This window comes from Variovorax saccharolyticus, from assembly GCF_030316765.1.
In the GTDB taxonomy this organism is placed as follows: domain Bacteria; phylum Pseudomonadota; class Gammaproteobacteria; order Burkholderiales; family Burkholderiaceae_C; genus Variovorax; species Variovorax saccharolyticus.
This window is the reverse complement of sequence record NZ_JASZYT010000002.1, coordinates 646,825-672,590: the sequence shown is the minus strand read 5'-3', so window position 1 is coordinate 672,590 and position 25,766 is coordinate 646,825. Positions and strand designations below refer to the sequence as shown.

Annotated in this window: 17 protein-coding genes; 12 read left to right on the top strand and 5 right to left on the bottom strand. The window is 69.6% G+C overall.

All coding sequences use genetic code 11. The features are described from left to right. The first annotated feature begins 149 nt into the window (after window positions 1-149). Window positions 150-1,619, top strand: coding sequence for an aminotransferase-like domain-containing protein (locus QTI45_RS09290; protein WP_286654135.1), 1,470 nt, complete (start codon window positions 150-152; stop codon window positions 1,617-1,619). A 92-nt stretch (window positions 1,620-1,711) separates the two neighbouring features. Continuing rightward, window positions 1,712-2,749 carry a GSU2403 family nucleotidyltransferase fold protein gene (locus QTI45_RS09285; protein ID WP_286654134.1) on the top strand — a complete coding sequence of 346 codons (1,038 nt, stop codon included), beginning with the start codon at window positions 1,712-1,714 and terminating at the stop codon, window positions 2,747-2,749. 32 nt (window positions 2,750-2,781) lie between these two features. Here QTI45_RS09285 and QTI45_RS09280 read toward each other — a convergent pair whose 3' ends face one another. From QTI45_RS09280 to QTI45_RS09260, 5 genes are read right to left on the bottom strand one after another with little or no spacing between them, the layout of a single operon-like run. Next, window positions 2,782-3,993 carry a serine hydrolase domain-containing protein gene (locus QTI45_RS09280; RefSeq protein ID WP_286654133.1) on the bottom strand — a complete coding sequence of 404 codons (1,212 nt, stop codon included), beginning with the start codon at window positions 3,991-3,993 and terminating at the stop codon, window positions 2,782-2,784. Window positions 3,994-4,013: 20 nt separating this feature from the next. Further along, the gene (locus QTI45_RS09275; RefSeq protein WP_286368923.1) at window positions 4,014-4,940 is read right to left on the bottom strand and encodes an ROK family protein; all 927 of its coding nucleotides are present in this window, start codon (window positions 4,938-4,940) and stop codon (window positions 4,014-4,016) included. A 36-nt stretch (window positions 4,941-4,976) separates the two neighbouring features. Next, window positions 4,977-5,171 (bottom strand): DUF2905 domain-containing protein, encoded by a 195-nt coding sequence (locus QTI45_RS09270; protein WP_286368922.1) that lies wholly within the window; start codon window positions 5,169-5,171, stop codon window positions 4,977-4,979. A 9-nt stretch (window positions 5,172-5,180) separates the two neighbouring features. Then, window positions 5,181-5,963, bottom strand: a complete 783-nt coding sequence (gene hisN / locus QTI45_RS09265; protein WP_286654132.1) for a histidinol-phosphatase — start codon at window positions 5,961-5,963, stop codon at window positions 5,181-5,183. Window positions 5,964-6,001: 38 nt separating this feature from the next. After that, window positions 6,002-7,099 carry a class I SAM-dependent methyltransferase gene (locus tag QTI45_RS09260; protein WP_286654131.1) on the bottom strand — a complete coding sequence of 366 codons (1,098 nt, stop codon included), beginning with the start codon at window positions 7,097-7,099 and terminating at the stop codon, window positions 6,002-6,004. Between the two features lie 21 nt (window positions 7,100-7,120). On the opposite strand from QTI45_RS09260, the gene QTI45_RS09255 reads away from it, so the two are divergent. From QTI45_RS09255 to QTI45_RS09210, 10 genes are all read left to right on the top strand, one after another. Further along, window positions 7,121-7,915 (top strand): SDR family oxidoreductase, encoded by a 795-nt coding sequence (locus QTI45_RS09255; protein ID WP_286654130.1) that lies wholly within the window; start codon window positions 7,121-7,123, stop codon window positions 7,913-7,915. Next, window positions 7,912-8,301 carry a dihydroneopterin aldolase gene (locus tag QTI45_RS09250; RefSeq protein ID WP_286368918.1) on the top strand — a complete coding sequence of 130 codons (390 nt, stop codon included), beginning with the start codon at window positions 7,912-7,914 and terminating at the stop codon, window positions 8,299-8,301. The genes QTI45_RS09255 and QTI45_RS09250 overlap by 4 nt, the downstream gene beginning before the upstream one ends. Before the next feature lies 1 nt (window position 8,302). Next, window positions 8,303-9,211 (top strand): tRNA 2-thiocytidine(32) synthetase TtcA, encoded by a 909-nt coding sequence (ttcA, locus tag QTI45_RS09245; protein WP_286654129.1) that lies wholly within the window; start codon window positions 8,303-8,305, stop codon window positions 9,209-9,211. A 2-nt stretch (window positions 9,212-9,213) separates the two neighbouring features. After that, a complete protein-coding gene (locus QTI45_RS09240) occupies window positions 9,214-9,876 on the top strand; it encodes a DUF4136 domain-containing protein (protein WP_286654128.1) in 663 nt (220 codons plus the stop codon). A gap of 9 nt (window positions 9,877-9,885) precedes the next feature. Beyond that, entirely contained in the window at window positions 9,886-10,524 is a 639-nt protein-coding gene (locus QTI45_RS09235; protein ID WP_286654127.1) for a histidine phosphatase family protein, read from the top strand. Window positions 10,525-10,855: 331 nt separating this feature from the next. Beyond that, a complete protein-coding gene (locus tag QTI45_RS09230; protein ID WP_286654126.1) occupies window positions 10,856-18,322 on the top strand; it encodes a non-ribosomal peptide synthetase/type I polyketide synthase in 7,467 nt (2,488 codons plus the stop codon). Next, complete coding sequence (locus tag QTI45_RS09225; protein WP_286654125.1) at window positions 18,319-23,289, top strand: non-ribosomal peptide synthetase; 4,971 nt, start codon at window positions 18,319-18,321, stop codon at window positions 23,287-23,289. Before QTI45_RS09230 ends, QTI45_RS09225 begins: the two co-directional genes overlap by 4 nt. A 10-nt stretch (window positions 23,290-23,299) precedes the next feature. Further along, on the top strand, window positions 23,300-24,019 hold the full coding sequence (locus QTI45_RS09220; protein ID WP_286368912.1) for a 4'-phosphopantetheinyl transferase family protein: 720 nt from the start codon (window positions 23,300-23,302) through the stop codon (window positions 24,017-24,019). Beyond that, entirely contained in the window at window positions 24,016-24,822 is an 807-nt protein-coding gene (locus tag QTI45_RS09215; protein WP_286368911.1) for a serine aminopeptidase domain-containing protein, read from the top strand. Before QTI45_RS09220 ends, QTI45_RS09215 begins: the two co-directional genes overlap by 4 nt. Continuing rightward, a complete protein-coding gene (locus tag QTI45_RS09210) occupies window positions 24,819-25,751 on the top strand; it encodes an alpha/beta hydrolase family protein (RefSeq protein WP_286368910.1) in 933 nt (310 codons plus the stop codon). Before QTI45_RS09215 ends, QTI45_RS09210 begins: the two co-directional genes overlap by 4 nt. The last annotated feature ends 15 nt before the right edge of the window (window positions 25,752-25,766 follow it).

The following is a 25,766-nucleotide window of genomic DNA, read 5'->3' as shown; positions in this document are numbered from 1 at the left end:
TTCATCGTAGGCATCGCAGTGCCTGAAAAACAGGCACAGAGAATGGCTTTCCCGGCCACAACAGTGGCTCTGCATGTCCATCTGTTATGGTCCCATTCCCGCCGAACTGCATCTGTTTCCCCGCTGCCGTCTGCGCGAGCATCGACCGCATGGAACCGTCACCGCTCTATCGCCAACTGGCCGTCCACTACCTGGACGCGATCCGTGCCGGCTCGCTGAAGCCGGGCGACAAGCTGCCTTCGCTGCGCAGCCTGATGCGCCTGCACGGCATCAGCCTGTCGACCGCGCTGCAGCTGTGCCGCACGATGGAAGGCGAAGGCTGGGTCGAGGCCCGCGATCGCTCGGGCTACTTCGTGAAGCGCCCGCGGCGGCTCGCGATCGCGGCCATGGAGGAGCCGGCCGCCGATGTGGCGCCCGACCCGGCGCAGTACGTCGGCATCCATGGGAAGGTCTCGGAATTCGTCGCCCGCAGGCGCCAGGGCGCGGTGCGGATCGACTTCTCGCTGGCCCGCGGTGCGCCGGAGCTCTATCCCGCGCAGGCGCTGCAGACGATCATGATGCGGCTGTTGCGCCAGCGGCCCGCCCTGCTGACGACCGCCGCGCCCTCGCGCAGCCGCACGCCCTTGCGCGAAGCCGCGGCGCGGCGCGGCATGCGCGCGGGCATGACGCTCGCGCCCGACGAGGTGCTGTCCACCAACGGCTGCATCGAGGCGCTCAACCTCGCGCTGCGCGCCGTGGCCCAGCCCGGCGACACGGTGGCGGTCGAATCTCCGACCTTCTACGGCCTGCTGCAGGTGCTCGAGAGCCTGGGCATGCGCGCCGTCGAGATCCCCACCAGCCCGCAGACCGGGCTGTCGGTCGAGGCCCTGGAGATGGCGCTCGATGCCTATGACAACATCAAGGCGGTGGTGGTGGTGCCGCATCTGCAGAACCCGCTGGGCAGCGTCATGCCCGATGCGCACAAGCAGCGCCTGGTCGCGCTCTGCGAGCAGCGCGGCGTGGCGCTGATCGAGGACGACACCTACAGCGAACTGCTCGACACCGACACACCGGCGCGGGCGATCAAGTCATGGGACCGCACGGGCAACGTGATCCACTGCGCCTCGCTGCACAAGATCCTGGCGCCGGGCATGCGGCTCGGCTGGATCTCGGCCGGACGCTGGCATGGGCGGGTCGAGATGCTCAAGTACACGCAGACCCGCAGCAACGAGGAGCTGTCGCAGTGGACGGCCGGCGAATACATGGGCACCGGCGCCTTCGACCGCCACCTGCGGCGCCTGCGCGACCGGCTGCGGGAGCAGCGCGAGCGCACCGCCGATGCCATCGCGGCGCACTTCCCCGCCGGGACGCGGCTGAACCTGCCGCCGGGCGGACTGCAGCTGTGGGTGGAGCTGCCCGACCGGCTGCCGTCGATGACCGTGTTCGACCGGGCCTTGCGCGAGGGCATCCTGGTGGCGCCGGGCGCGCTGTTCTCGAACTCCTCGCGCTTCGACCACTATCTGCGCATCAATTGCGGCTGGCCCTTCACCGACGCGATCGAAGGCGGGTTGCGACGGCTGGGGGAGATTGCTTGCGAATCAAGGGTGGTGCGAGGGGTGGAGGGGCGGATGGCGGCTTGAGGGACGGCGTTGAGTCGCGACGGTTGGCGGAATGCGCGGCTGTGCAAGGAATTTATACCTCAAAACCAAACACTGAGGTATAAATCTCGACCATGGCCAGCTTCCACAACGATGCGCTACAGACGCTGTATGCCTCAGTCAGCGAGCGCGCCAGCGCGCAGTCCTGCATCCCGCTGCACTCTCCCGGGTCCGCCGCCCAGAAGACTGTGGCCGGCAAGACATACCTCTACTGGCGGGTGTACCTGGCGTCCGGAAAACACAAGGAAACCTCGCTGGGCCGCGTGGGAGATCCTCGTTGCGAAGCGGCACTCGAAGAGAAGCGCCTCGAGAGCGCCGAGATGCGCGAACTCGCCAGCGAGGTCCAGCTTCTGCGCAAGGCGGGCTTTGCAGCCGCGGACAACTCGTCGGCGCTGACTCTCGCCACGCTCTTCAATGCCGGAATCTTCAGCCACGGGGGGGTCCTCGTCGGCTCTCATGCATTCGGTGCGCTGCTGAACAGCCTGGGCGTTCGCCTTGCCGCGAACTACGCGACCGAAGACATCGACATCGGAAGCGCCGGGTCCATCTCCGTGGCCATTCCCCAGGAGCGCAGCTTTCTCGACATCCTTCGCGACAGCGGCGTTGCCTTCTTCGAGGTCCCGGAGCTGGATCCTCAGAAGCCCTCGACCGCCTTCAAGGCCCGCGGTCGCCCGCTCAAGGTTGACTTGCTCGTGCCGGGCACCGAGGCGTACGAAACGAAGCCCTTGCCCCAGATACGAGCACACGCGACGGGATTGCCCTACTTCGGCTATCTGATTTCAGACGCAACGCGTGGCTTTGTCCTTGGCAAGGAACATGTGGTCCCGGTGATGCTGCCGGACCCTGCCAGGTTTGCCCTTCATAAACTCATCGTCAGCACGCTTCGAGACCCGTCGCGCGCGCTCAAGGCTGACAAGGACCGCCGACAGGCCACGGTGCTGATCGACGCGCTGATGGAGAAGTTTCCAGACTGGCTCACGACCGCTGTAGCCGACTTGGATGAAGGCGCTCGTCCTCGCGTTGCTTTGGCTGCCTCCCAGGCAATGAATCTTGTCTCCAGGTCGTCAGAGCGTGCTCGGGATTTTCTGGCTGACCTGGGCGCCGGCGCCTAGCTCCAGTCGAACTCGGCGACCGCAGGCGGCGATCAGCCGCCGGCCTTGCCCGCCGCCTCGTCGGCCACGGCCTTCTGCACCGCCTTGTAGAAGTCCTCCCGCGCCGCCATCTCGGCCGCGCCCGTGGCGCCGCCGGCCCAGTTGCCGTTGGAGGCGATCACCAGCCTGCGCTTCGGATCGATGAAGATGCCCTGCCCGAAGATGCCGCGGGCCGCGAAACTGCCGTCGTCGTAGGTCCACCACTGGAAGCCGTAGCCGCGGCCCGGTCGGCCGATGTCCGCTTGACGTGCGGTGGCCTGGGCCAGCCAATCGTCCGGCACGATGGGCTTGCCGGCGAGGCGCGCGCCGTCGAGGATGAACTGCCCGAAGCGCGCGAAGTCGCGCGTGGCCGCCTGGATGCAGCAGCCGCTGATCTCCTGCCCAGTCCGGCTCAGGATCCAGGTCGCCTGCTGCTCCATGCCGGCCGGCGCCCAGATCTTTGCCGACAGGTACTCCGCGAGCGGCTTGCCCGTCGCCCGCGTGACGAGCACGCCGACCAGGTTGGTCTCGCCGGTGCTGTAGTTCCAGCGCGTGCCGGCCGGCGCCGCACGCGGCAGCTTGCGAAGGTAGCTCACCAGCGCATCGACGCCCTCTTCGGGCTTGTGGTTGTTGAAGCGCGCCACGTCGGAATTCGGATCGGCGTAGTCCTCGTTCCAGCGCACGCCGGACGTCATGGTGAGCAACTGGCGGATGCTGACCTCGTCATAGGCCGAGCCTTTCATCTCCTGGATGTAGTCGCTGACCTTGTCGTCGAGGCTGCGGATTTGGCCGTCGCGAACGGCGGCGCCGAGCAGCGTGGAGGTGATGGACTTGGCGACGGAGAAACTGGTCCAGCGCCCCTCGCGGTCGAAGCCCAGGCCGTAGCGCTCCAGGCGCAGCTTGCCGTCGTGCAGGATCACGAGGGCGGCGCTTCTCTGTTGCGCCATGTAGGCGTCGACATCCAGCGGCAGCACCAGCGGCGGGCCGGGCGGCAAGGGCAAGGGCGTGGCGCCGGCGGGGACGGCACGCGCCTTGGCGAGCACGGGCAGCCGGTCGAGCGCGCGAAATGCCGCATCGCGCTGCGGCTGGCTCCAGAACAGCACGTCGCGGTCGGTCGGCAGGGTGGCGAGCAGCCCGCGCGTTTCCTTGTCCAGGTTGAACCAGGCTGCCGTGGCGGCCACGGCGGCGACGGCGAACGCGCCGAGAACGATCCTGCCAAGCTTCATATGCGGTTGATCCCGATCCGTCAGTCGACCAACGCCAAGGCCCCGTAGTCCCCCACCCTGTCGCCGAGTCCGGCCGGCACCAGCAGGGCCCCGCGCGTCAGCGCGACAAGCTTGCCGTCGACCTGGGCCTGCAGGCGCGGCAGCAGGAAGTCGCGGTTGTTCCAGAACACGCTGCCACCCAGGCTGATGCGCTGCAGGTCCAGCGTGGCGATCAGGTTGAAGAGCATGCGCCCCATGATCCGGCACAGCGCGTCGGTGGTCGCCAGCGCCTGCGGCTCGCCGCGCGCGGCGGCGGCGAACAGGTCGGCCGCGGGCGCGCCGAAGCGCCGCGCGATGCCGTTGCCCGCTGCCAGCGCCTCGACGTCGCCGAGGTTGCCGCAGCCGCACAGCGCGCTGTTGTCGTCGTCGGAGACGAAGCTGTGGCCCGCATGGCCCGCGTTGCCGTTCTTGCCGTGCAGCACGCGGCCATCGACGCACAGCCCGACACCGACGCCGGTGCTCCAGGTGACGTAGGCGCAATGGTCGACGCCCTGCAGCGCACCCCAGCGGCGCTCGGCCTCCAGCGCGGCGACCGCGTCGTTCTCGACCCGCACGCGGGCGAAGCGCCGGCGCAGCGGCGCTTCGAGCAGCGCCGTCATCCACTGGTTGGGCAGTCCCCGCGCGGGGCCGGCGATGCCGCCGCAGATGTTGGGGGTGGCCAGCTCGACCACGCCATCGCGCAGCTCGAAGGGACCGGCGGTCGAGACGCCGACGCAGTCGACGCTGGCGGCGTCGATACGCTGCTCGGCACAGACTTCCTCGACCAGCCGGATGATCTGCAGCGCGACGGCGTCGTTGTCGCCGGTCTTGGCGGTGGGTTCGCTGCGGCGGCCGATCAGCGGCGAGACGCTGTCGGCCGACAGGCTCACGGCCACCTTGGTGCCACCGAGATCGACACAAGCTCTCATCGGTGGTCCCCCACGCTCTGCACTGCGCTCATCGAATCAGATCCATCGTGCGACCAGGGCCGCGATCATGCTCAGCAAAACCGTGCTCGCGATCGGCAGCTGCCAGTCGCGGCCGAAGGCACGGAACTCGAAATCGCCGGGCAGCCGCCCGAAGCCGAAGCGACGCAGCCAGGCCGTGAGCCCGCTCATCAGCACCAGCGCCAGGACGACGACGATCAGCCAGCGAATCATGGATGCAGTTTAGGACGCCAGCAGGTCCAGCGCCTGTCGGTGAAGTTCGCGCGTCGCCGCTGCGACCACGCGGCCGTCGGACTGCAGGCCCAGCGGCTGGCCCTGCCAGTCGGTGACGATGCCGCCGGCGGCCTCGATCAGCCCGGTCGGGCCGAGGTAGTCGTAGGGCTGCAGGCCGGTCTCGACCACCAGGTCGATGGTGCCGCCGGCCAGCTGGGCGTAGCCGTAGCAGTCGCCGCCGAAGCGGCGCATCGCGCACTTCCGGCTCAGGCGGTCGAAGGCCTGCCAGTCGGCCGGGTTGAAGATGTCGGGCGAGGTGGTGACGATGCGGGCCTCGGCGACCAGGCTGCATCGGCTTGCACGGACCGGCTGGCCGTTGCGCTGCGCGCCCAGGCCGGCCTGGCCGATCCAGCGCTCGCCGAGCACCGGCATGTCGACCATGCCGAGCTCGACCCGGCCGCCGCGCACCAGCGCGATCAGCGTGCCCCACAGCGGCGAGCCGGTGATGAAGCTGCGCGTGCCGTCGATCGGGTCGAGCACCCACACGCGCTCGGCGTCGATGCGCTCCAGGCCATGCTCCTCGCCGAAGATGCCGTCGGCCGCACGCTCGGCGCCGAGGATCTCGCGCATCGCGGCCTCGGCCGCGCGATCGGCCTGGGTCACGGGGCTTTCGTCGGCCTTGGAGATGACGTCGAGCGGAGTGCGGAACAGGCGCAGCGAGTGCGAGGCCGCCGCATCGGCCAGTGCTTGGGCGACGCGCAGGTCGTCGGCCGGTGTGAAGGTGGAGCTCATGGAGGGATTAGAACCCAGCTCCGGTGCCGCGATCGCCCTCACAGCGTGTGGCTGCGGTCCCCTTCGGCGAAGCCGATCGCGTCCCAGGGCTCGCCGACGGTGAAGCCGACCACCTTGAACAATTCGCCCATCTCGTGCTCGTGGATCAGCCGCGCGGCCATCGCGCGCTCGGCCAGCGAGGCCTGTTCCATCATCGGCAGGATGCCGGCATTGAGCAGGAACCGCGCCTGGCTGCAGTAGCCCAGCACCGCGAAGCCGGCATCCTGCCCCGCCAGCGCCACGCCGGTGAAGTTGACGTGGGCCGTGATGTCCTTTGCGCCCACATCGGCCAGCGGATCGCCGTCGGCCTGGTGGCCGCGATGGCACATCACGGTGCCCATGTGGCGCTGCGGGTGGTAGTACTCGGCCTCGGGGAAGCCATAGTCGATAAAGAAGGCCGCGCCCTGCTTCAGCCGGTCGGCCAGCGTCGCGACGAAGGCCTCGGCCTGGGGATGGATCTCGGTCAGGTAGTCGTGCGCGCCGTCGACCTCGAGCGGCGGCCGCAGCGCGGTGGGCCGGTCGTCCCAGCCGAAGCCCTGGCCCTGGCGGACCACGCCGCGCTCGTGCCATTGGCCGCCCTTGCGCACCAGCAGCTGCACCGGCATCGCATCGAGCACTTCGTTGCCGACCACCACGCCGTGCATTTCCCCGGGCAGCTCGGCCAGCCACTCGACCTTGCCGGCGTGCCTGGCGAGCGTCTGCTGCTGGCGCTCGCGCAGCGTGCCGGACAGGTCGACGATGCGGTAGCGCCCGATGCGGTCGCCCAGCGCATCGAGCAATTGCAGGGCCAGCGCTCCGGTACCGGCGCCGAACTCCCAGACCTCCTGCGTGCCGGTTCGCTCGAGCGCCTCGGCGACCTGCACCGCCAGGGTGCGGCCGAACAGCGGCGTCAGTTCCGGCGCGGTCACGAAATCGCTGCCCGAAGCCGGCATCTGGCCGAATTTGCGGCTCGCGCTCGCGTAGTAGCCCAGCCCCGGCGCGTACAGGGCCAGGGCCATGAAGCGGTCGAAGGGCAGCCAGCCGCCGGCACGCTCCAGCGCGGCGTCGATAATTCGGGTCAACGGGGTGGCGCGCTCGGCGCCCTGCTCCAGGTTCATAAATAAGGGAAATCTATCAGGATGGCTGAATCGACCCCACGCCGAGGCGTGCTCGTGACCGGCGGCGGCCAGCGCCTGGGCGCCGCGGTCTGCGAGGCCTTCGCGCGGGCGGGCTGGCGCGTATGGTGCCAGTACCGCGCCTCGCGGGTGCAGGCGCTCGCATTGTGCGCGCGCCTCGCCGACGAGGGCCACGAGGCAACCGCCATCGAAGCCGACATCGGGAGCGAGCCGGGCCGCATCGCGCTGGTCGAAGAGGCCTCGGCCGGCGGGCCCCTGGCCTGCATCGTCAACAACGCCTCGGCCTTCGAGCCCGACACCGGGCTCGACTTCGACGCCGACGCGGCGCTGCGCCAGCTCGGTGTGAACCTGATCGCGCCGCTGTCCTTCGCGCGGCTGCTGGCCCGGCGCGCCTCGCCCGGCGACGGCATCGACCGCTCGGCGATTCACGTGCTGGACCAGAAGGTCTACAACCTGAACCCCGACTACTTCTCCTACACCGTGTCGAAGCTGGCACTCGAGCGCGCGGTGGCACTGCAGGCGCAGTCGCTGGCGCCCGCGCTGCGCGTCTGCGGCGTGGCGCCGGGCATCCTCTACCCGAGCGGCCCGCAGAACGAGGCCAACTTCGCGCGCGCTTCGCAGGCCAACCTGCTGCGCCGCGCCATCGATCCGGCCGATGTCGCCCGGACCTGCGTCTTCCTTGCCGGCACGCCCAGCGTGACCGGCACCACCCTTTGCGTCGACAACGGCCAGCACCTGGTGCCGCTGGCGCGCGACATCATGTTCGTCGTCGACGAACTGCTGAAAGCTTCACCATGACCACCGCTGCCCTCGACCCCCTTCTGCTGACCTGCAGGCGCGTCTTCCTGCGCGACTACGAAGTCTGGATCAACATCGGCGTGCACGAGTTCGAGAAGCGCGCCGAGCAGCGCGTGATCATCAATGTCGACCTCTATGTGCCGCTGGCCGTCTCGACGCCGAAGGCCGACGAGCTCGACGAGGTGGTCGACTACGATTTCATCCGCCGCACGGTCGCCACGCGCCTGAGCAAGGGCCACATCCACTTGCAGGAGACACTGTGCGACGACATCCTGACGCAGGTGCTGGCGCATCCGAAGGTGCAGGCCGCGCGGGTATCGACCGCCAAGCCCGACGTCTACCCCGACTGTGACGCAGTAGGCGTCGAAGTATTCCGGAGCAAGTGACATGAGTGCCGTATGGATCGACGAAACGCCCTCGTCCACCAATGACCTGAAGATCGAGCGCGAGACCCACAAGCTCGAGAAGCGGTTGTGCCGCGAAGTCGGCCGCGCGATCGTCGACTACAACATGATCGAGGAAGGCGACAAGGTCATGGTCTGCGTCTCGGGCGGCAAGGACAGCTACGGGCTGCTCGACGTCCTGCTGAAGCTGCGGGCCCGGGCGCCGATCCACTTCGACATCGTGGCGGTCAACCTCGACCAGAAGCAGCCGGGTTTCCCGGAAGACGTGCTGCCGGGCTACCTGAAGGCGCTGGGCGTGCCTTTCCACATCGAGGAGCAGGACACCTACTCGATCGTCAAGCGCGTGATCCCCGAAGGCAAGACCACCTGCGGCCTCTGCAGCCGGCTGCGCCGCGGCATCCTGTACCGCGTGGCCGACGAACTGGGCGCCACCAAGGTCGCGCTGGGCCACCATCGCGACGACATGCTGCAGACCTTCTTCCTCAACATGTTCTTCGCCGCCAAGCTCAAGTCGATGCCGCCGAAGCTGGTGAGCGACGACGGCAGGCACGTCGTGATCCGGCCACTGGCCTACGTGGCCGAGAAGGACCTGGTCCGCTGGGCCCAGCACCGCGAGTTCCCGATCATTCCGTGCACCCTGTGCGGCAGCCAGGAGAACCTGCAGCGCAAGCAGGTCGGCGAGATGCTGCGCGATTGGGAACGGAAATTCCCGGGCCGGATCGAAAACATGTTCAACGCCATGCAGAACATCGTGCCCTCCCACCTGCTCGACGCCAAGGCCTTCGACTTCAAGGGCTTGAAGGCGACCGGCGTGGCCGACGAAAACGGCGACAAGGCCTTCGATCCGCCCGATCTGCCGGCGCCCTCTGCGCTGCGCATCGTCCAACTCTGAGCATGAAGAAGATCCTCGCTGTCCTGCTGGCCGCCACCGCCCTGAGCGGCTGCGCCACGCGCTGGGTGGTCGACAGCGATGTGCGGACCTTCTCCAGCATGGCCGGCGTCCCCGCCGGTGCCACCTACCGCTTCGAGCGCCTGCCCTCCCAGCAGGTCGAAGAGGCGACGCAGCAGCAGCTCGAAGCGATGGCCGGCGCGGCGCTCGACGGCGTGGGCCTGCGGCGCGGCGACGCCGCGCCGCAGCTCAGCGCCCTGATCGGCGCCCGCGTGAGCGCCGAGCTGTCGCCCTGGGCCGACCCGTGGCTGGTCGGCGGGCCCTGGTTCGGGCCCGGTCCGGGCTGGGGCTGCGCCGGCGCCTGGGGCTGCGGGCGCGGCTGGGGCGGATGGGGAGGCCCGCGCGGATGGTACGGCGGGGGCTGGTACGGACCGGCCTTCGGGCCGCCGCCCACTCCCTGGTTCGCGCGCGAGGTCAGCATCGTGCTGCGCGAACTGCCGTCCAACCGGGTGGTGTTCGAGACCCATGCCCGCAACGACGGTCCCTACAGCAACAGCGCCACCATCCTGCCCGTGATGTTCCAGGCCTCGCTGCAGGGCTTTCCGAATCCTCCGCTGGGGGTGCGCCGGGTCAACATCGAGATCCCGCGGGCCACCCGCCAGGATTGATCCGTCAAGATGGAGGCCACCCGCGTCATCGCCGTACGCCATGGCGAAACCGCCTGGAATGTCGATACCCGGCTTCAGGGCCAGCTCGATATAGCGCTCAACGAAATCGGGCTCTGGCAGGCCGACCAGGTCGCCCGGGCGCTCGAGGAAGAGCAGATCGGGGCCATCTACGCCAGCGACCTGTCGCGCGCCTGGCAGACCGCACAGGCGATCGCCGGACCGCGCGGCATCGACGTGGGCGCCGAACCCGGCCTGCGCGAGCGCGCTTTCGGACTGTTCGAGGGCCGCACCTTCGCCGACATCGACGCCAACCTGCCGGATCAGGCCCGGCTCTGGCGCACCCGGGATCCCGAGTTCGCGCCCGAAGGCGGCGAGTCGCTTCTCGCCTTCAGGGATCGGGTCACGGCCACGGCGTCCGGGCTGGCGGCGCTGCATCCGGGCGAACTCGTGGTGCTGGTCGCGCACGGGGGCGTGATGGACGTGCTCTACCGGGCGGCGACTGGCCAGGAACTGCAGGCACCCCGCACCTGGCACCTCGGAAACGCCGCCATCAACCGCCTCCTCTGGACGCCGCAGGGCTTCACCCTGGTCGGCTGGGGCGATGTCGGGCACCTGAACACAGGTCCGCTCGACGAAGCAACGGCCTGATCCGCGACGGCCGACGGCTCACATAGAACTTTTCTATCAGATAGAGCCAATTTCTCAGCGAATTCTGTCAATCCTAAGTATTCAAAATGTAAAAACGGATGCAAAATGACTCTGTAGCCGGCGTTGTCAATCGGTTAATGGAAACGAATTGCATCCGGCATATCCCGGTCGGTGGGGTAGGTCCCTCAAGAGGCTATGCCTTTGGGGGGTTGGCAAGGGGTCTCCCATTGCTCACCATTGCTTGCATAACGATACGGTTCAACGACAAGGTGTTGCACAACTACGCGCCTTTATGTGAGATTTTGTAACGGGACTTATCAGCAGGTATCCCATGGAACATCATGCGCCCCCCCCTTTCGACGCGGAGTCGGCCGTTGCTGCCGGCCCCGAGATGCAGGGCCATGTCGACTACTGGCTCTCGCGCTTCGCGGGCAGCAGCCTGCCGGTGCTCGAACTGCCCCAGGATCACCCGCGCGCGGCCGTGCGCACCTTCAGCTCCGGGCGCATCGACCGCCTGCTCGACCAGGCCCTGATCGACGCCCTGCGCAAGACTGGCGGAGCCTCGGGCGCCAGCCTCTTCGCGACGCTGTTCACCGCCTTTGCCGCCACCCTGCACCGGCTCAGCGCCCAGGACGACCTCGTGGTCGGCATTGCCGACCTGCTGCCGATCCGCGTCGCCGTCGAGGGCCGGACGCCTTTCGATGCGCTCTTGCGCCAATCTGCCGGCCACCTGCTCGACGCCTTCGAGCACCAGTCCCTGAGCTACGCCGCCCTGCTCGACAAGCTGCCCGTGCCGCGCGACCCCAGCCGGCTGCCCCTGGTCAGCGTGCTGTTCGACGCCGCCACCGATGACGGCGACTTCCCCGGGCCGAAGGCCGTCCCGGGCAGCGAGGACTTCGATCTGTTCCTCCAGCTGGTCGCCGTCCCCGGCGGCCTGCAGATGCAGGCCCGGTACAACGCCGATCTCTACGACGACGCCAGCGTGCACCGCTGGCTCGACATGTACGAGTGCCTGCTGCGCAGCGTGACGGTCGACCCCACGCAGCCCGTCGGCAAGCTCGAGCTGCTGTCGCACGCCCAGGCCGGCCAGCTCGACGCCCTGCAGCCGGCGGCCACGCCGCTGCACGGCCAGGCGCTGATGCACGCCGGCTTCGTCGAACGCGCCGCGCTGGATGCCCAACGCCCCGCCCTGAACGACGGCAGCCGCCGCTGGAGCTACCGCGAACTCGATGAACAGTCCAACCGGCTCGCGCACGCCCTGCGCGAGCGCGGCGTCGCCCGCGGCCAGCGCGTGGGCCTGTGCCTGGAGCGCAATGCCGACATGATGGTGGCGCTGCTGGCGGTGCTGAAGGCCGGCGCCGCCTACGTGCCGCTGGACCCGGGCTTCCCGAAAGCGCGCCTGGACTACTACGCGGAGGACGCCGCCCTGAGCCTGCTGCTGACCGGCTCCGACGTCACCGTGGCGCCCACCAGCTGGTGCGCCGACGCGGCCCGGCGCGTGTTCGCGATCGACCGCGACACCGCATGGCTGGACCAGCCCTCGAGCGCGCTCGCGCCTTCGCCCCAGGACGCCTTGCCGCGAGACGCGGCCTACGTGATCTATACCTCCGGCTCCACCGGCAAGCCCAAGGGCGTGTGCGTGCCGCATCGCGCGGTCGCGAACTTCCTGCAGAGCATGCGCCAGCTGCCCGGCATCACCGCCGACGACCGCCTGGCGGCCGTGACGACGCTGTCGTTCGACATCGCCGTGCTCGAGCTGATGCTGCCCCTCACGGCCGGCGCCGAGGTCATCCTGGTGCCGCGCGAGACCACCATGGACGGCGAGGCGCTGCGCCGGCTGGTCGAGGACAGCGGCGCCACCATGATGCAGGCCACGCCCAGCGGCTGGCGGCTGCTGCTCGATGCGCAATGGCGCGGCACGCCCGCCTTCAAGGCCCTGGTCGGCGGCGAGGGCCTGCCGCCGGAGCTCGCCCAGTCCCTGCTGCAGCGCTGCGGCGAGCTCTGGAACATGTACGGGCCGACCGAAACAACGATCTGGTCGACGCTCTGGCGGGTCGATCCGGTGCAGGTGGCGCAGCGCGGCGTCTCCATCGGGCAGCCGATCGCCAACACCACCGTGTGGATCCTCGACAGCAACGGCCAGCGCTGCCCGATCGGCGTGCCGGGCGAAATCGTGATCGGCGGCGTCGGCGTCACGCTGGGCTACCTGGAGCGCCCCGAGCTCAGCGCCGAGCGCTTCGTGCCCGACCCCTGGGGCAGCCCCGGCGCCACCCTCTACCGCACCGGCGACCGCGGCCGCTGGCGCAACGACGGCCTGCTCGAGCACATGGGACGCTTCGACTTCCAGGTCAAGGTGCGCGGCTACCGCATCGAGCTCGGCGAGATCGAGGCCCGCTGCAACGAAGCCCCGGGCGTGGCCGCCAGCGTCGTGCTGGCCCGCGAGGACCGCCCCGGCGATGTGCGGCTGGTCGCCTACCTCGCCATGGCGCCAGGCGCCGTCTACGACCGCGCCGCCCTGCGCCAGATCCTCCTGTCGCGCCTGCCCCAGTACATGGTGCCCCAGCACGTCGTCGTCCTCCCCGCGTTGCCCCTGCTGCCGAACGGAAAGATCGACCGCAAGGCCCTGCCCGAGCCGGACACCGGACGCCCCGAGCTGAGCGTGCCCTACGAAGAGGCCCGCACGCCGGCCGAAGCCCGCATCTGCGCCGCCTTCGCCAAGGCGCTCGGAATCGACCAGGTGGGCCGCGCGGACAACTTCTTCGACCTCGGCGGCGATTCGCTGCTCGTGATGTCGGTGCTGGCCGACCTGCAATCATCGACCGACCAGCGCCTGACTCCGAACCTGTTCTTCCAGCAGCCGACGCCGCAGGCGCTGGCACTGGAGCTGGAGGGCGACGCGCAGGCGCGCGCGCTGCCGCAGCGGCAGCCGCCGGCCACCGCCGGCCGCGACGAGGAGCCGATCGCGCTGATCGCAGTGGCGGGCCGCTTCCCCGGCGCTGCCGATGTCGAGCAGTTCTGGGACAACCTCTGCGCCGGTCGCGATTCGATCAGTTTCTTCGACGACGCCACGCTCGACGCCGGCGTCAACGCGGCGCTGAGGGCGAACCCGAACTATGTGCCCGCGCGCGGCGTCATCGACGACGTCGAATGGTTCGACGCCGCCTTCTTCGGCATGAGCCCGAAGGAAGCCCAGCTGATGGACCCCCAGCAGCGCCTGTTTCTCGAAGTCTGCTGGGAATGCATCGAGCGGGCGGGCTATGTTCCCGACCGCTACCCGGGATCGGTCGGCGTCTATGCCGGCATGCACACCGCGACCTACTTCCTGGAGCACCTCCAGAAGCAGCCCGAAATGGTCGAGGAGTTCGGCGCCCTGCAGGTGCTGTTCGCCAACGAGAAGGACTACATCGCGACGCGCGTGGCGCACCGGCTCAACCTGACCGGGCCGGCGATCGCGATCCACACCGCCTGCTCGACCTCGCTGGTGGCTGTCGCCCAGGCCTTCCACGCGCTGCGCTCCGGCCAATGCGACGTGGCGCTGGCCGGAGGCATCGCGATCACCTGCCCGCCGCGCAGCGGCTACCTCCATGAAGAGGGCGCCATGTTCTCGCCGGACGGCCACACGCGCAGCTTCGACGCTAAGGCGCAGGGCACCGTGTTCTCCGACGGCGCGGGCGTGGTCATGCTCAAGCGGCTCAGCGACGCGCTGGCCGACGGCGACCCGGTGTATGCCGTGCTGCGCGGCGTGGCGGTCAACAACGACGGCGGCGCCAAGGCCAGCTTCACGGCCCCCAACATCGATGGCCAGGCCGCCGTGATCTCGGCAGCGCTGGCATCTGCCGGAGTGGATGCCCGCAGCATCTCCTACGTCGAGACGCACGGCACCGCCACGCCGATGGGCGACCCGGTCGAGATCGAGGGGCTGCGCCGGGCCTACGCACGCGAGACGCCGGACACCGGCTTCTGCCGCATCGGCTCGGTCAAGAGCAACGTCGGCCACCTCGTCACCGCGGCGGGCGCCGCCGGCCTGATCAAGACCGCGCTGTCCCTTCACCACGGGCAGCTCCCCGCATCGATCCACTTCGAGGCGCCCAATCCCGCCATCGATTTCGAGGCCACGCCGTTCCGGGTCAACGACCGGCTGCAGGCATGGCCGCGCGGCGACACGCCGCGGCGTGCGGGCGTGAGTTCGTTCGGCGTCGGCGGCACCAACGCCCACGTGATTGTCGAAGAGGCGCCGTTGCGCGCCGCGTCGGATCCTTCCGCGGCGCCGCAGCTGCTGCTGTTGTCCGCGCGCTCGCCGGCCGCGCTGGCGATGGCCCGCCAGCGGCTTGCCGATCACCTCGATGCCCACCCCGGCCTGTCGCTGCCGGACGTGGCCCACACGCTGCGCGTCGGCCGCAAGGCCTTCGCGCACCGCGCCTGCGTCGTCGCCGGCGACGCGGTCGCGGCCGCCGCGGCACTGCGCAACGACTCACCGGCCTCGGCCACGGGTTCGACCGGCGCGCGGGTGCCGCAGCCGGTGCTGATGTTCCCCGGCCAGGGGGCGCAGTACGCCGGCATGGGACGGGAACTGCACGCGTCCGACGCCGTGTTCCGCGCCGCCTTCGACGAATGCCTGGCCGCATTCGAGGGCGTGCTGGACTTCGACCTGCGGGAACGGATGTTCTCCACGGACGACGCCGCCCTGGCCCCGACCTCGGTCACGCAGCCCGCGACCTTCGTGCTCGAGTACGCGATCGCGCGCAGGATCCTTGCCCTGCAGGTGAAGCCGGTGGCCCTGATCGGCCACAGCGTCGGCGAATTCGCCGCCGCCGTGCTGGCCGGCGTCATGCGGCTGGAAGACGCCGCCCGCCTGGTCGCCCGGCGCGGTGCGCTGATGCAGGCCCAGCCCGCCGGCTCGATGCTTTCGGTGCGCTTGTCGGCCGCCGAACTGCAGCCGCTCCTGGGCGCGGATGTCTCGCTGGCCGCGGAGAACGGTCCGACCGCCTGCGTCGCCTCCGGGCCCTTCGAGGCCATCGAGAGCCTGCGCGCCCGGCTCGAGGCGAACGGCGTTGCCGTCCGCCTGCTCCAGACTTCGCATGCCTTCCACTCGGCCATGATGGACGCTGCGGTGCCCGCCTTTGAGGCCCTGGTCCGGGAGCTCGCGCTGTCGGCGCCGAGGCTGCCCATCTACTCGACGCTCACGGGCGCGCTCCTCGCAGCCGACGAGGCCGTCGATCCCCGCTACTGGGCCCGCCACCTGCGCGAGACCGTGCGCTTCTCGACCGCGCTGCGAGCGGTGCTGAACGATATCGCCAGCCCCGTCTTCATCGAGGCCGGGCCCCGGAACACGCTGTCGACACTGGCCCGCCAGCACGCGACCAAGGCCCAGCCCGCACCGGCCGTCGAACTGCTCGGCGACCGGCCGGGCGCCGAATCCGGCGGCTGGCGGCTGGCGGCAGGCCGCCTCTGGACGCTGGGCGCGGAGATCGACCTGGGCGCACTCGACGAGCGCGCGGTCAAGCACCGCGTCCTGCTGCCCACCTATCCCTTCGAGCGCAAGCGTTTCTGGGTCGACATCGACGCTGGCGCCCCGCTTGCTGCACCCGCCGCCACGGCCGCACCGGCCGTGGCGCCCGAACCCACTTCTCATTCGATTCCGGAGTTGCCCATGACAGCCACCGCCGCCGCGCCCGCACGCCGGGCAGCCCTCGACTTGCGTCTGCGCGAGTTGTTCGAAAACCTCTCCGGCATGGAGATGTCCGGCGTGGCAGGCAACGCGCCCTTCGTGGAGATCGGCCTCGATTCGCTCACGCTCACGCAGGCCTCGATCCAGGTCAAGAAGCACTTCAAGGCCAACCTGACCTTCCGCCAGCTGATGGAGAGCTATCGCAGCTTCGACGCCCTGGCCGAATACCTCGACGCCACGCTGCCTCCCGAGCCCGCGCCAGCGGCGCCCTCGATCGCAGCGCCGGTGGCTGCGCCGCCGCAGGCCGCCGCACCGGCCATGGCCCGGCCCCCGCTGCAGGCCGCCATGGCCGTCCCGGTCGGCTTTGCGCCGACTGCCGAGACGGGCACGCTGGTGCAGCAGGTTATTGCGCAACAGATGCAGCTGATGCAGCAGCAACTCGCATTGCTGTCGGCGGCGCCATCGATTCCGGCCAGCCCCGTGCTGCCGGCGCCGGTGGTGGAGCAAACCACGCCCCTGGCCACCGCCGCGGCCACGGCGTCCACACCCACCGAGCCGGACGCCGAAGAGCCGCTCGCAGCGCCGAAGTACGACGTCAAGAAAGCCTTCGGCGCCATTGCCCGAATCCATACCCAGAGCAAGGAACCGACCGAACGCCAGAAGGCACGGCTGGCGGCCTTCATCCGCCGCTACACGGAGCGCACGGCCAAGAGCAAGGCATTCACCGAGCACAACCGGCCCCACATGGCCGACCCGCGCGTGGTCAACGGCTTCCGCCCGGCCACCAAGGAGATCACCTACCAGATCGTGATCGAGCGCTCGAAGGGTTCGCGCATGTGGGACCTCGACGGCAACGAGTACGTGGACGTGCTGAGCGGCTTCGGCATGAACCTGTTCGGCTGGCAGCCCGACTTCATCCTCGACGCCATGCGCACCCAGCTCGACGCCGGCTTCGAGATCGGCCCGCAGCATCCGCTGGCCGCGGACGTCACGCAGAGCATCTGCGAGATGACGGGCTTCGAGCGGGCCGGCCTCTGCAACACCGGCTCCGAGGCCGTGATGGCGGCCATCCGCATCGCGCGCACGGCCACCGGGCGCAGCACCGTGGCGGTGTTCACGGGCTCCTACCACGGCACTTTCGACGAGGTCCTGGTGCGCGCGGGTCGCAGCCACAAGGGCATGTCGGCCGCACCCGGCGTGATGCAGGGCATGTTCGGCGACATCCGGGTGCTCGACTACGGCACGCCCGAAGCGCTCGAGTTCATCCGCGACAACGCCGAGGACCTGGCTGCGGTGCTGGTCGAGCCGGTGCAGAGTCGCCGGCCCGACTTCCAGCCGCGCGAGTTCCTGCGCGAGGTGCGGGCGATCACCGAGAAATCCGAGACCTGCCTGATCTTCGACGAGGTCATCACGGGCTTCCGCTGCCATGTGGGCGGTGCCCAGGCGGTGTTCGGCGTCCGTGCCGACCTGGCCTGCTACGGCAAGGTGATCGGCGGCGGACTGCCGGTCGGGGTGATCGCGGGCAAGCGCGCCTACATGGACGCGCTCGACGGCGGCGCCTGGCAGTACGGCGACGACTCGGTGCCGTCGGTCGGCGTGACCTACTTCGCCGGCACCTTCGTGCGGCATCCGCTCGGGCTGGCCGCGGCCAAGGCCGCGCTGGACCACCTGAAGAAAGACAACAACAAGCTGCAGACCCAGCTGAACCTGCACACCGCGGCCATGGCCGACGAGCTGTCGGCCTTCTGCCGCGAGGTCGGCGCACCGGTCGAGATCCGCTATTTCTCGTCGCTGTGGCGCGTGACCTGGCTGGAGGACCACCCGCTGCAGGACCTGCTGTTCGCGATGATGCGCAGCCGCGGCGTCCACATCCTCGACAACTTCCCGTGCTTCATGACGACGGCGCATACGCAGCAGGACATCGCGACCATCAAGTCCGCCTTCAAGGAGTCGATCGCCGAGATGCAGGAAGCGGAGCTGCTGCCGCGCCGCGCCGCAGGTCGCTCCGACCTCGACCCGTCGCAGCCGCCGGTGCCCAACGCCCGGCTGGGCCGCGACCGGGACGGTCAACCCGCATGGTTCGTGCCGGATCCGGCAGCCCAAGGCAAATACACCAGGTTTCAAGCATGAGCGAAACGCTTCTCTCCCGCCAAGTCGCCGATACCGCCGCCGACGAATTCGATCCCTTCGCGGCCGGCGTGATCGAGCAGGTGGTCCCGACCACCGAGGCCCAGCGCGAAGTCTGGCTGGGCGACCGCCTGAGCCCGCAGGCGTCGCTGGCCTACAACGAGTCGCTGCGGCTGCAGTTCAAGGGCGCGCTCGACACGCGGGCCCTGGCCCAGGCGCTCGACCGGCTGGTCGCCCGCCACCAGTCCCTGCGCTCCACGATTTCGCCCGACGGCACGCAGCTGCTCATTGGCGAGGCAGCGCCCTTCGAGCTGGCCCGCCACGACCTGCAGATGCTTGCACCGGCCGAGCGCCAGCTCAGGCTCGACGACGACGCCCTGGCCGCCGTGCTCGAGCCCTTCCAGCTCGAGAAGGGGCCGCTTTTCAGGGCTGCGCTCTACCAGTTGTCGGCCGACGACCAGGTGCTGCTGCTGACCGCCCATCACGCGGTCTGCGACGGCTGGTCGTGGGGCATCCTCAGCCACGACCTGGGCCTGCTCTATGCCGAGCAGGTCGGCGCCGGCCCGGCGCTCGAGCCCGCCGCCCGCTACGCCGACTACGCGGCCTGGGAAGCCGCCCAGGCGGCCGGCCCCGAGATGCAGGGCCATGTCGACTACTGGCTCTCGCGCTTCGCGGGCAGCAGCCTGCCGGTGCTCGAGCTGCCCCAGGATCACCCGCGCCCGGCCGTGCGCACCTTCAACTCCCGGCGCATCGACCGCGTGCTCGACCAGACCCTGATCGACGCCCTGCGCAAGACCGGCGGCGCCTCGGGCGTCAGCCTCTTCGCGACGATGTTCAGCGCCTTCGCCTCGACCCTGCACCGGCTCACCGCGCAGGACGACCTCGTGGTCGGCATCGCCGCCGCCGGACAGATGCCCAGCGGCATGACGTCCCTGGTCGGGCACTGCGTCAACCTGCTGCCCATCCGCGTCGCGGTCGACAGCCAGATGCCCTTCGATGGGCTGATGCGCCAGTCGGCCAGCCACCTGCTCGACGCCTTCGAGCACCAGACTCTCACCTACGGCTCTCTGCTCAAGAAGCTGCCCGTGCCGCGCGACCCCAGCCGGCTGCCGCTGGTGAACGTGCTGTTCAACGTCGACCCCAACGCCGCACCCGATGGCGGCAACTTCCCCGACCTGGAAGTCGCCCAGAGCACCATCGGGCGCCGCTTTGAGAACTTCGAGCTGTTCCTCAACATCATCCCCGTCCCCGGCGGCATGCAGATGGAAGCTCAGTACAACGCCGATCTCTACGACGACGCCAGCGTGCGCCGGTGGCTCGACATGTACGGATGCCTGCTGCGCAGCGTGACGCTCGACCCCACACAGCCCGTCGGCAAGCTCGACGTGCTGTCGGATGCAGAAGCCGGTCATCTCGTCGCCCTGCAGCCGGCCGCGACGCCGCTGCACGGCCAGGCGCTGATGCACGCCGGCTTCGTCGAACGCGCCGCGCTGGCTGCCGAACGCCCCGCCCTGAACGACGGCAGCCGCCGCTGGAGCTACCGCGAACTCGATGAACAGTCCAACCGGCTCGCGCACGCCCTGCGCGAGCGCGGCGTCGCCCGCGGCCAGCGCGTGGGCCTGTGCCTGGAGCGCAATGCCGACATGATGGTGGCGCTGCTGGCGGTGCTGAAGGCCGGCGCCGCCTACGTGCCGCTGGACCCGGGCTTCCCGAAAGCGCGCCTGGACTACTACGCGGAGGACGCCGCCCTGAGCCTGCTGCTGACCGGCTCCGACGTCACCGTGGCGCCCACCAGCTGGTGCGCCGACGCGGCCCGGCGCGTGTTCGCGCTCGACCGCGAGACCGCATGGCTGGACCAGCCTTCGACCGCGCTCGCGCCCTCGCCGCAGGACGCCCTGCCCGAAGACGCGGCCTACGTGATCTACACCTCCGGCTCGACGGGCAAGCCCAAGGGCGTGTGCGTGCCGCACCGCGCGGTCGCGAACTTCCTGCAGAGCATGCGCGAGGTGCCCGGCATCAGCGCCGACGACCGCCTGGCGGCCGTGACCACGCTGTCCTTCGACATCGCGGTGCTCGAACTGATGCTGCCCCTGACGGCCGGCGCCGAGGTCATCCTCGTGCCGCGCGAGACGACCATGGACGGCGAGGCGCTGCGCAAGCTCGTCGAGGACAGCGGCGCCACCATGATGCAGGCCACGCCCAGCGGCTGGCGGCTGCTGCTCGATGCGCAATGGCGCGGAACGCCCGCGTTCAAGGCCCTGGTCGGCGGCGAGGGCCTGCCGCCGGACCTCGCCCAGTCCCTGCTGCAGCGCTGCGGCGAGCTCTGGAACATGTACGGGCCGACCGAAACAACGATCTGGTCGACGCTCTGGCGGGTCGATCCGGTGCAGGTGGCGCAGCGCGGCGTCTCCATCGGGCAGCCGATCGCCAACACCACCGTGTGGATCCTCGACAGCAACGGCCAGCGCTGCCCGATCGGCGTGCCGGGCGAGATCGTGATCGGCGGCGTCGGCGTCACGCTGGGCTACCTGGAGCGCCCTGAGCTCACGGCCGAGCGCTTCGTGCCCGACCCCTGGGGCAGCCCCGGCGCCACCCTCTACCGCACCGGCGACCGCGGCCGCTGGCGCAACGACGGCCTGCTCGAACACATGGGCCGCTTCGACTTCCAGGTCAAGGTGCGCGGCTACCGCATCGAGCTCGGCGAGATCGAGGCCCGCTGCAACGAAGCCCCGGGCGTGGCCTCCAGCGTCGTGCTGGCCCGCGAGGACCGCCCCGGCGATGTGCGGCTGGTCGCCTACCTCGCGATGACCCCCGGCGCCGTCTACGACCGCTCGGCGCTGCGAGAGCTGCTCCACTCGCGCCTGCCTCAATACATGGTGCCCCAGCACGTCGTCGTCCTCCCCGCTCTGCCCCTGCTGCCCAATGGAAAGATCGACCGCAAGGCCCTGCCCGAACCGAACGCGGCTGCGGCGGCGAGCGAGGCAAAGGCGGATGCCGCGGCGCGCGTAGCGCCGCGCAACGACGGCGAGAAAGCGGTCCTTGCGGCCATGGAGGAAGTTCTCCATCTGCCCGCCATGAGCGTGCTCGACGATTTCTTCGCCGTGGGCGGCCACTCGCTGCTGGCGGCGCACCTGACGACCCGCATCAACGCCCATTTCGGCATCCGGCTGCCGCTGAGCAAGCTGTTCGAAGCGCCGACGGCCGAGCAACTGGCTCGCGCGATCGAGCTGGCCCAGGTCGACAAGCGGACACCGATCGTGATCCCGCGGCGCACCGACCGCAGCAGAGCGCCGCTGACGCTCGAGCAGCAGCGGATGCGATTCGCCCAGGAGCTGCACCCCGAGAGCGCGCCTTTCAACACGCCCTCGGCACACCGCCTGACCGGCCCGATGGATCGCGCCAAGTTCGAACAGGCCCTGCGCGAGGTGGTGCGGCGACAGGATGCGATGCGAACTGCCATCGTGCAGGCGCCGGACGGCGATGGCTGGATCCAGCGCATCGAGGATCGCGTCCGCTTCGACATCCCGTTCGAGGACCTGCGCTCCATTCCAGGCGAAGAGCGCGAGGCCGAGCTGATGCGGCGCATGAAGGCGATCATCGCGGTGCCGATTCCCGCCGCACCGGCGCCGCTGTTCCGTTGCGCTCTTTACCGGCTGGGCGAGCAGGAGCATGCCTTCCTGTTCATGGTGCACCACCTGGTCTGGGACGGCTACTCGTTCGACATCCTCTATCGCGAGCTGGCTGCTGCCTACGTCGCCCAACTCTCGGGCAGCGCCAATCCGATGCCGGAGCTTTCGCTGCGTTACGGCGACTACACGCAGTGGCACCTCCAATGGCTCGAAGGCCCGGAGGCCGCCACGCAGCAGGCCTACTGGCAGAAGCGCCTGGCGCTGGCACCGCTGCTCGCGCACGTGCCGGCCGACATGCAAGCCCAGCCGGGCGCAGCGGGTGTCGGCAAGTACGAGCTCCTCGCCCTGGACACCGGACTGCAGGAGCGCCTGCGCACTGTCGCAACGCAGCACCACCTGACACTCAACATGCTGGTCATGGCGTCCTTCGCCGTGATGCTGTCGAACGCGATCGGGAAGCCGGAGGTCTCCGTCGGGATGCCGGTGCGCGGGCGCATGCTGCCCGAGCTGGACCACGCGGCGGGCTTCTTCGTTGGTCTGGTGCCGGTCTACGGCATGGCAGACAAGGGCCTTCGCTTCGTCGATTTCGCGGCTTCGCTTAAGCAGGAGGTGGTCGCGGCACTGGACCACCAGGATCTCCCCTACGAGTACATCCATCAGCAGGCCAGTCCGGACCAGCGTCGCACCGGCCTGTACCAGGCTGTGTTTTCGTTCCAGGACACGCGAGAGCGGATGACGCATTGGGGTCCACTGGCGCACGACATGATTCCGGTGGTGAAGACCGGTGTCACCGACAACCTCGGCCTGTGGATGCTCGACCGCCAGAACGGACTGCAGGGCAGGCTGATCTACAACGCGAACGTCTACACGCGGGAGAAGATCGTATCGCTGCACGAGCAGTTGATTGACATCCTGCGCGCAGTGGCCGAGCGCCCCCACGCGACGCTGTCGGAACTGGGCTCGGGAGCCATCGCGGCGCAGCCGCTTCGGATCCCGGAGGCGCCCGCACCGACCTCGTTGTTGCAGCCTGAGCAGGCTCGCCTGGCCCAGATCTGGGCCAGTGCCATCGGCATCGATGTGAACGAAATCCGGTCCACCGACACCTTCTTCGACCTCGGCGGCGATTCGCTGCTGACGATGCGGGTGATCCAGCAGGCCCAGCAGGCGCTGGGGTTCCGCGTCGAGCCCAGGCGCTACGTCTTCGAGACGCTGGCGCAGCTGGCGGTGCCGCCCGTCGAGAGCGAGATCGACGTGGCCGCGGGCGCCGCGCAAGCGGAACTCGCGTCCAAGCGCGGCGGCCTGCTCGGCCGCGTGTTCTCAGGCTGGGGCCGCAAGGCCTGAGGCGGCGGCCGTGTCGATCACGCCCGTTTCCTGGCCGGGGCCTTCGCAGCTCTGGCAGGTCGAACTGGACGCCGCACCGGCGCCAGGGGCGGCCGCCTGCCTGTCGGAAGCCGAGTGGGCGCGGGCCCGCCGCTTCGCCTTCACCCGCGACCGCGATCGCTTCATCGCCGCCCATGCGGCACTGCGGCAGGTGCTCGCGGCACAGAGCGGAACGCATCCCGCCCTGCTGGAGTTCGACGAGGGCGCCTTCGGCAAACCCGCCCTGGGCGGCGAAGCCGGGCCCCATTTCAACCTGAGCCACAGCCAGTCGCTGGCCCTGATCGCGGTCGATGCGCAATGCGCGGTCGGCATCGACATCGAGCTGCCGCGTGCGATCCCCGACTTGCGTGCACTGGCGGCGACCTGCTTTACGCCGAACGAGGTCTGCGCCTTGGACGCGCTGCCGAGCGGCCGGCGCGAGCGCGCTTTCTTCAACGGCTGGACGCGCAAGGAAGCCTGCGTCAAGGCGCTGGGCCTCGGTCTGTCGGCCGACCTGCAGCGCCTGGAAGTGGGGCTCGACGAGGTCGACCGCAGCGTCTCGTACGCCGGGGCCGACGGCTGCGAACACACGCTGCGGGTATTGTCGGTACCCCTGGCCGGCGGCGCGATCGGCGCGTTGGCGATCCAGACGTCGTGCGTGCGCCGCCGGGTTTCGCAGCCCCGTCGAGCGACACTCGAGACCCTGCAATGAATCCCTTCTATTTCGGTCCTGCGGACCGCCAGCTCTTCGCCATCTACCACGCGCCGGAACGCGAGACCGAGAGCCGTGCCGCGCTGCTGATGTGCTGTCCCTATGGCCACGAGGCCATTCGCGTCCACCGCCTGTACCGCGTCCTCGCCGAGCGCATCGCCCGGCTCGGCATCGCCGTCCTGCGCTTTGATTTCTTCGGCACCGGCGAATCCGGCGGCGACGACGCCGATGGCGAGATGCAAGGCTGGCAGCGCGATCTGCTGGACGCCCACGAGGAACTCCAGCGCCGTTCGGGCGCCCGGACCACGACCTGGCTCGCGGCCCGGCTCGGCGCCACGCTGGCGCTGCAAACCGCCAAGCGCGCTCCAGGCCTCGATCGACTCATCCTGTGGGACCCGATCCTCGACGGCCCGGCCTACGTGGAAGAGCTCCATGCCGCCCAGATCGCGATGCTCGAGATCGGCTACTACGCCAGCAATCCCTCCTGGTACCAGCGCCGGGCGCAGGGGGACGGGCCGGCGATCACCGAGGCGCTGGGCCACCGGATCAGCGGCGAGCTGTCCACGCAGTGGGCCGCCTTGCGTCCCGATGGCCTGACCCTGGACAGCGGCGCGAAGACCACGGTGTTGTCCCGGCCCGAGGACGGACGGAGCCGCGAATGGTGCCTGCGGGAGAGCACGCGCGGCCGTCCGGTCGAACACGAGATGCTGGAGCACCCGATTGACTGGACTTCCGATCCGATTCCCAATCAGGCGATCGTTCCCGTCGATGTAACCCGCCGCCTTCTGGCGCTCATGCGATGACAAGTTTCAAAGACGAACCGCTGCTCTTCGGCGACCAGGGACAACTGCTGGGCGTGATGACCCGCCCGACCGGCAGACCGCCCGCGGACGTGGCCTGCCTGATGTACAACTTCGGCGTCACGCACCGTGTCGGACCGCGCCGGATCCAGGTCAAGCTGGCGCGGCTTTTGGCCCAACAAGGCGTCCCGGCCTTGCGCTTCGACCTTTCGGGCGTCGGCGACAGCAAGGCGCCCGGCGCTTCGATGAGCTTCGAGGAGCAGGCCCTCGGCGACATCAAGCTCGCCATCGACCAGATCGAGGCCCGGTTCGGGATCCGGCGGATCATCGTCGTCGGTCTTTGCTCGGGCGCCATCCATGGTTTCCAGGCCGCGCTGCGCGACCCGCGCATCGTCGGCCTGCTGGCCTTCGACGGCCATCGCTTCACGAGCCACCGTGCCAAGCTCGAGCGCAAGCTGCGGCGCTTCCTGAAGTTCCCGGTGGCCCAGATACGCCACTGGACCGAGCGCCTGCTCGGCACCGATCGCCCGCCCGATGGCGACCTGCTGCGCACCGGGGTCCTGGCCACCGTCATGACGCCCGACCGCCTGAAGCGCGAGATGGAATCCCTGGTCGCCCGCGGCGTGTCGCTCTACCTGGTCTATTCCGGGACGCTCCAGAGCCGCGACCGCGACAAGGACCAGCTCCACGCCCTGCGCGGCAGCGCCATCCTCGACCAGTTGCGCTACGAGTTCATGCCCAACCTGGACCACTCGTTCACCGAGGTCGCAGGCCAGGATTTCTTCCTCGACGCCGTCTGCGGATGGGTGAGGGAGATCCAGGGACGCGAGACCGAGCCGAGCGCCGGCGCCAGCCCGGTGGCACCCCGCCTGGCCGCCAGCCAAGCCGCCAACAGCCAGGTCACCCAGCGCCCGCAGGCGCTGGCCGCATAGGGGCCTGCGCCTCGG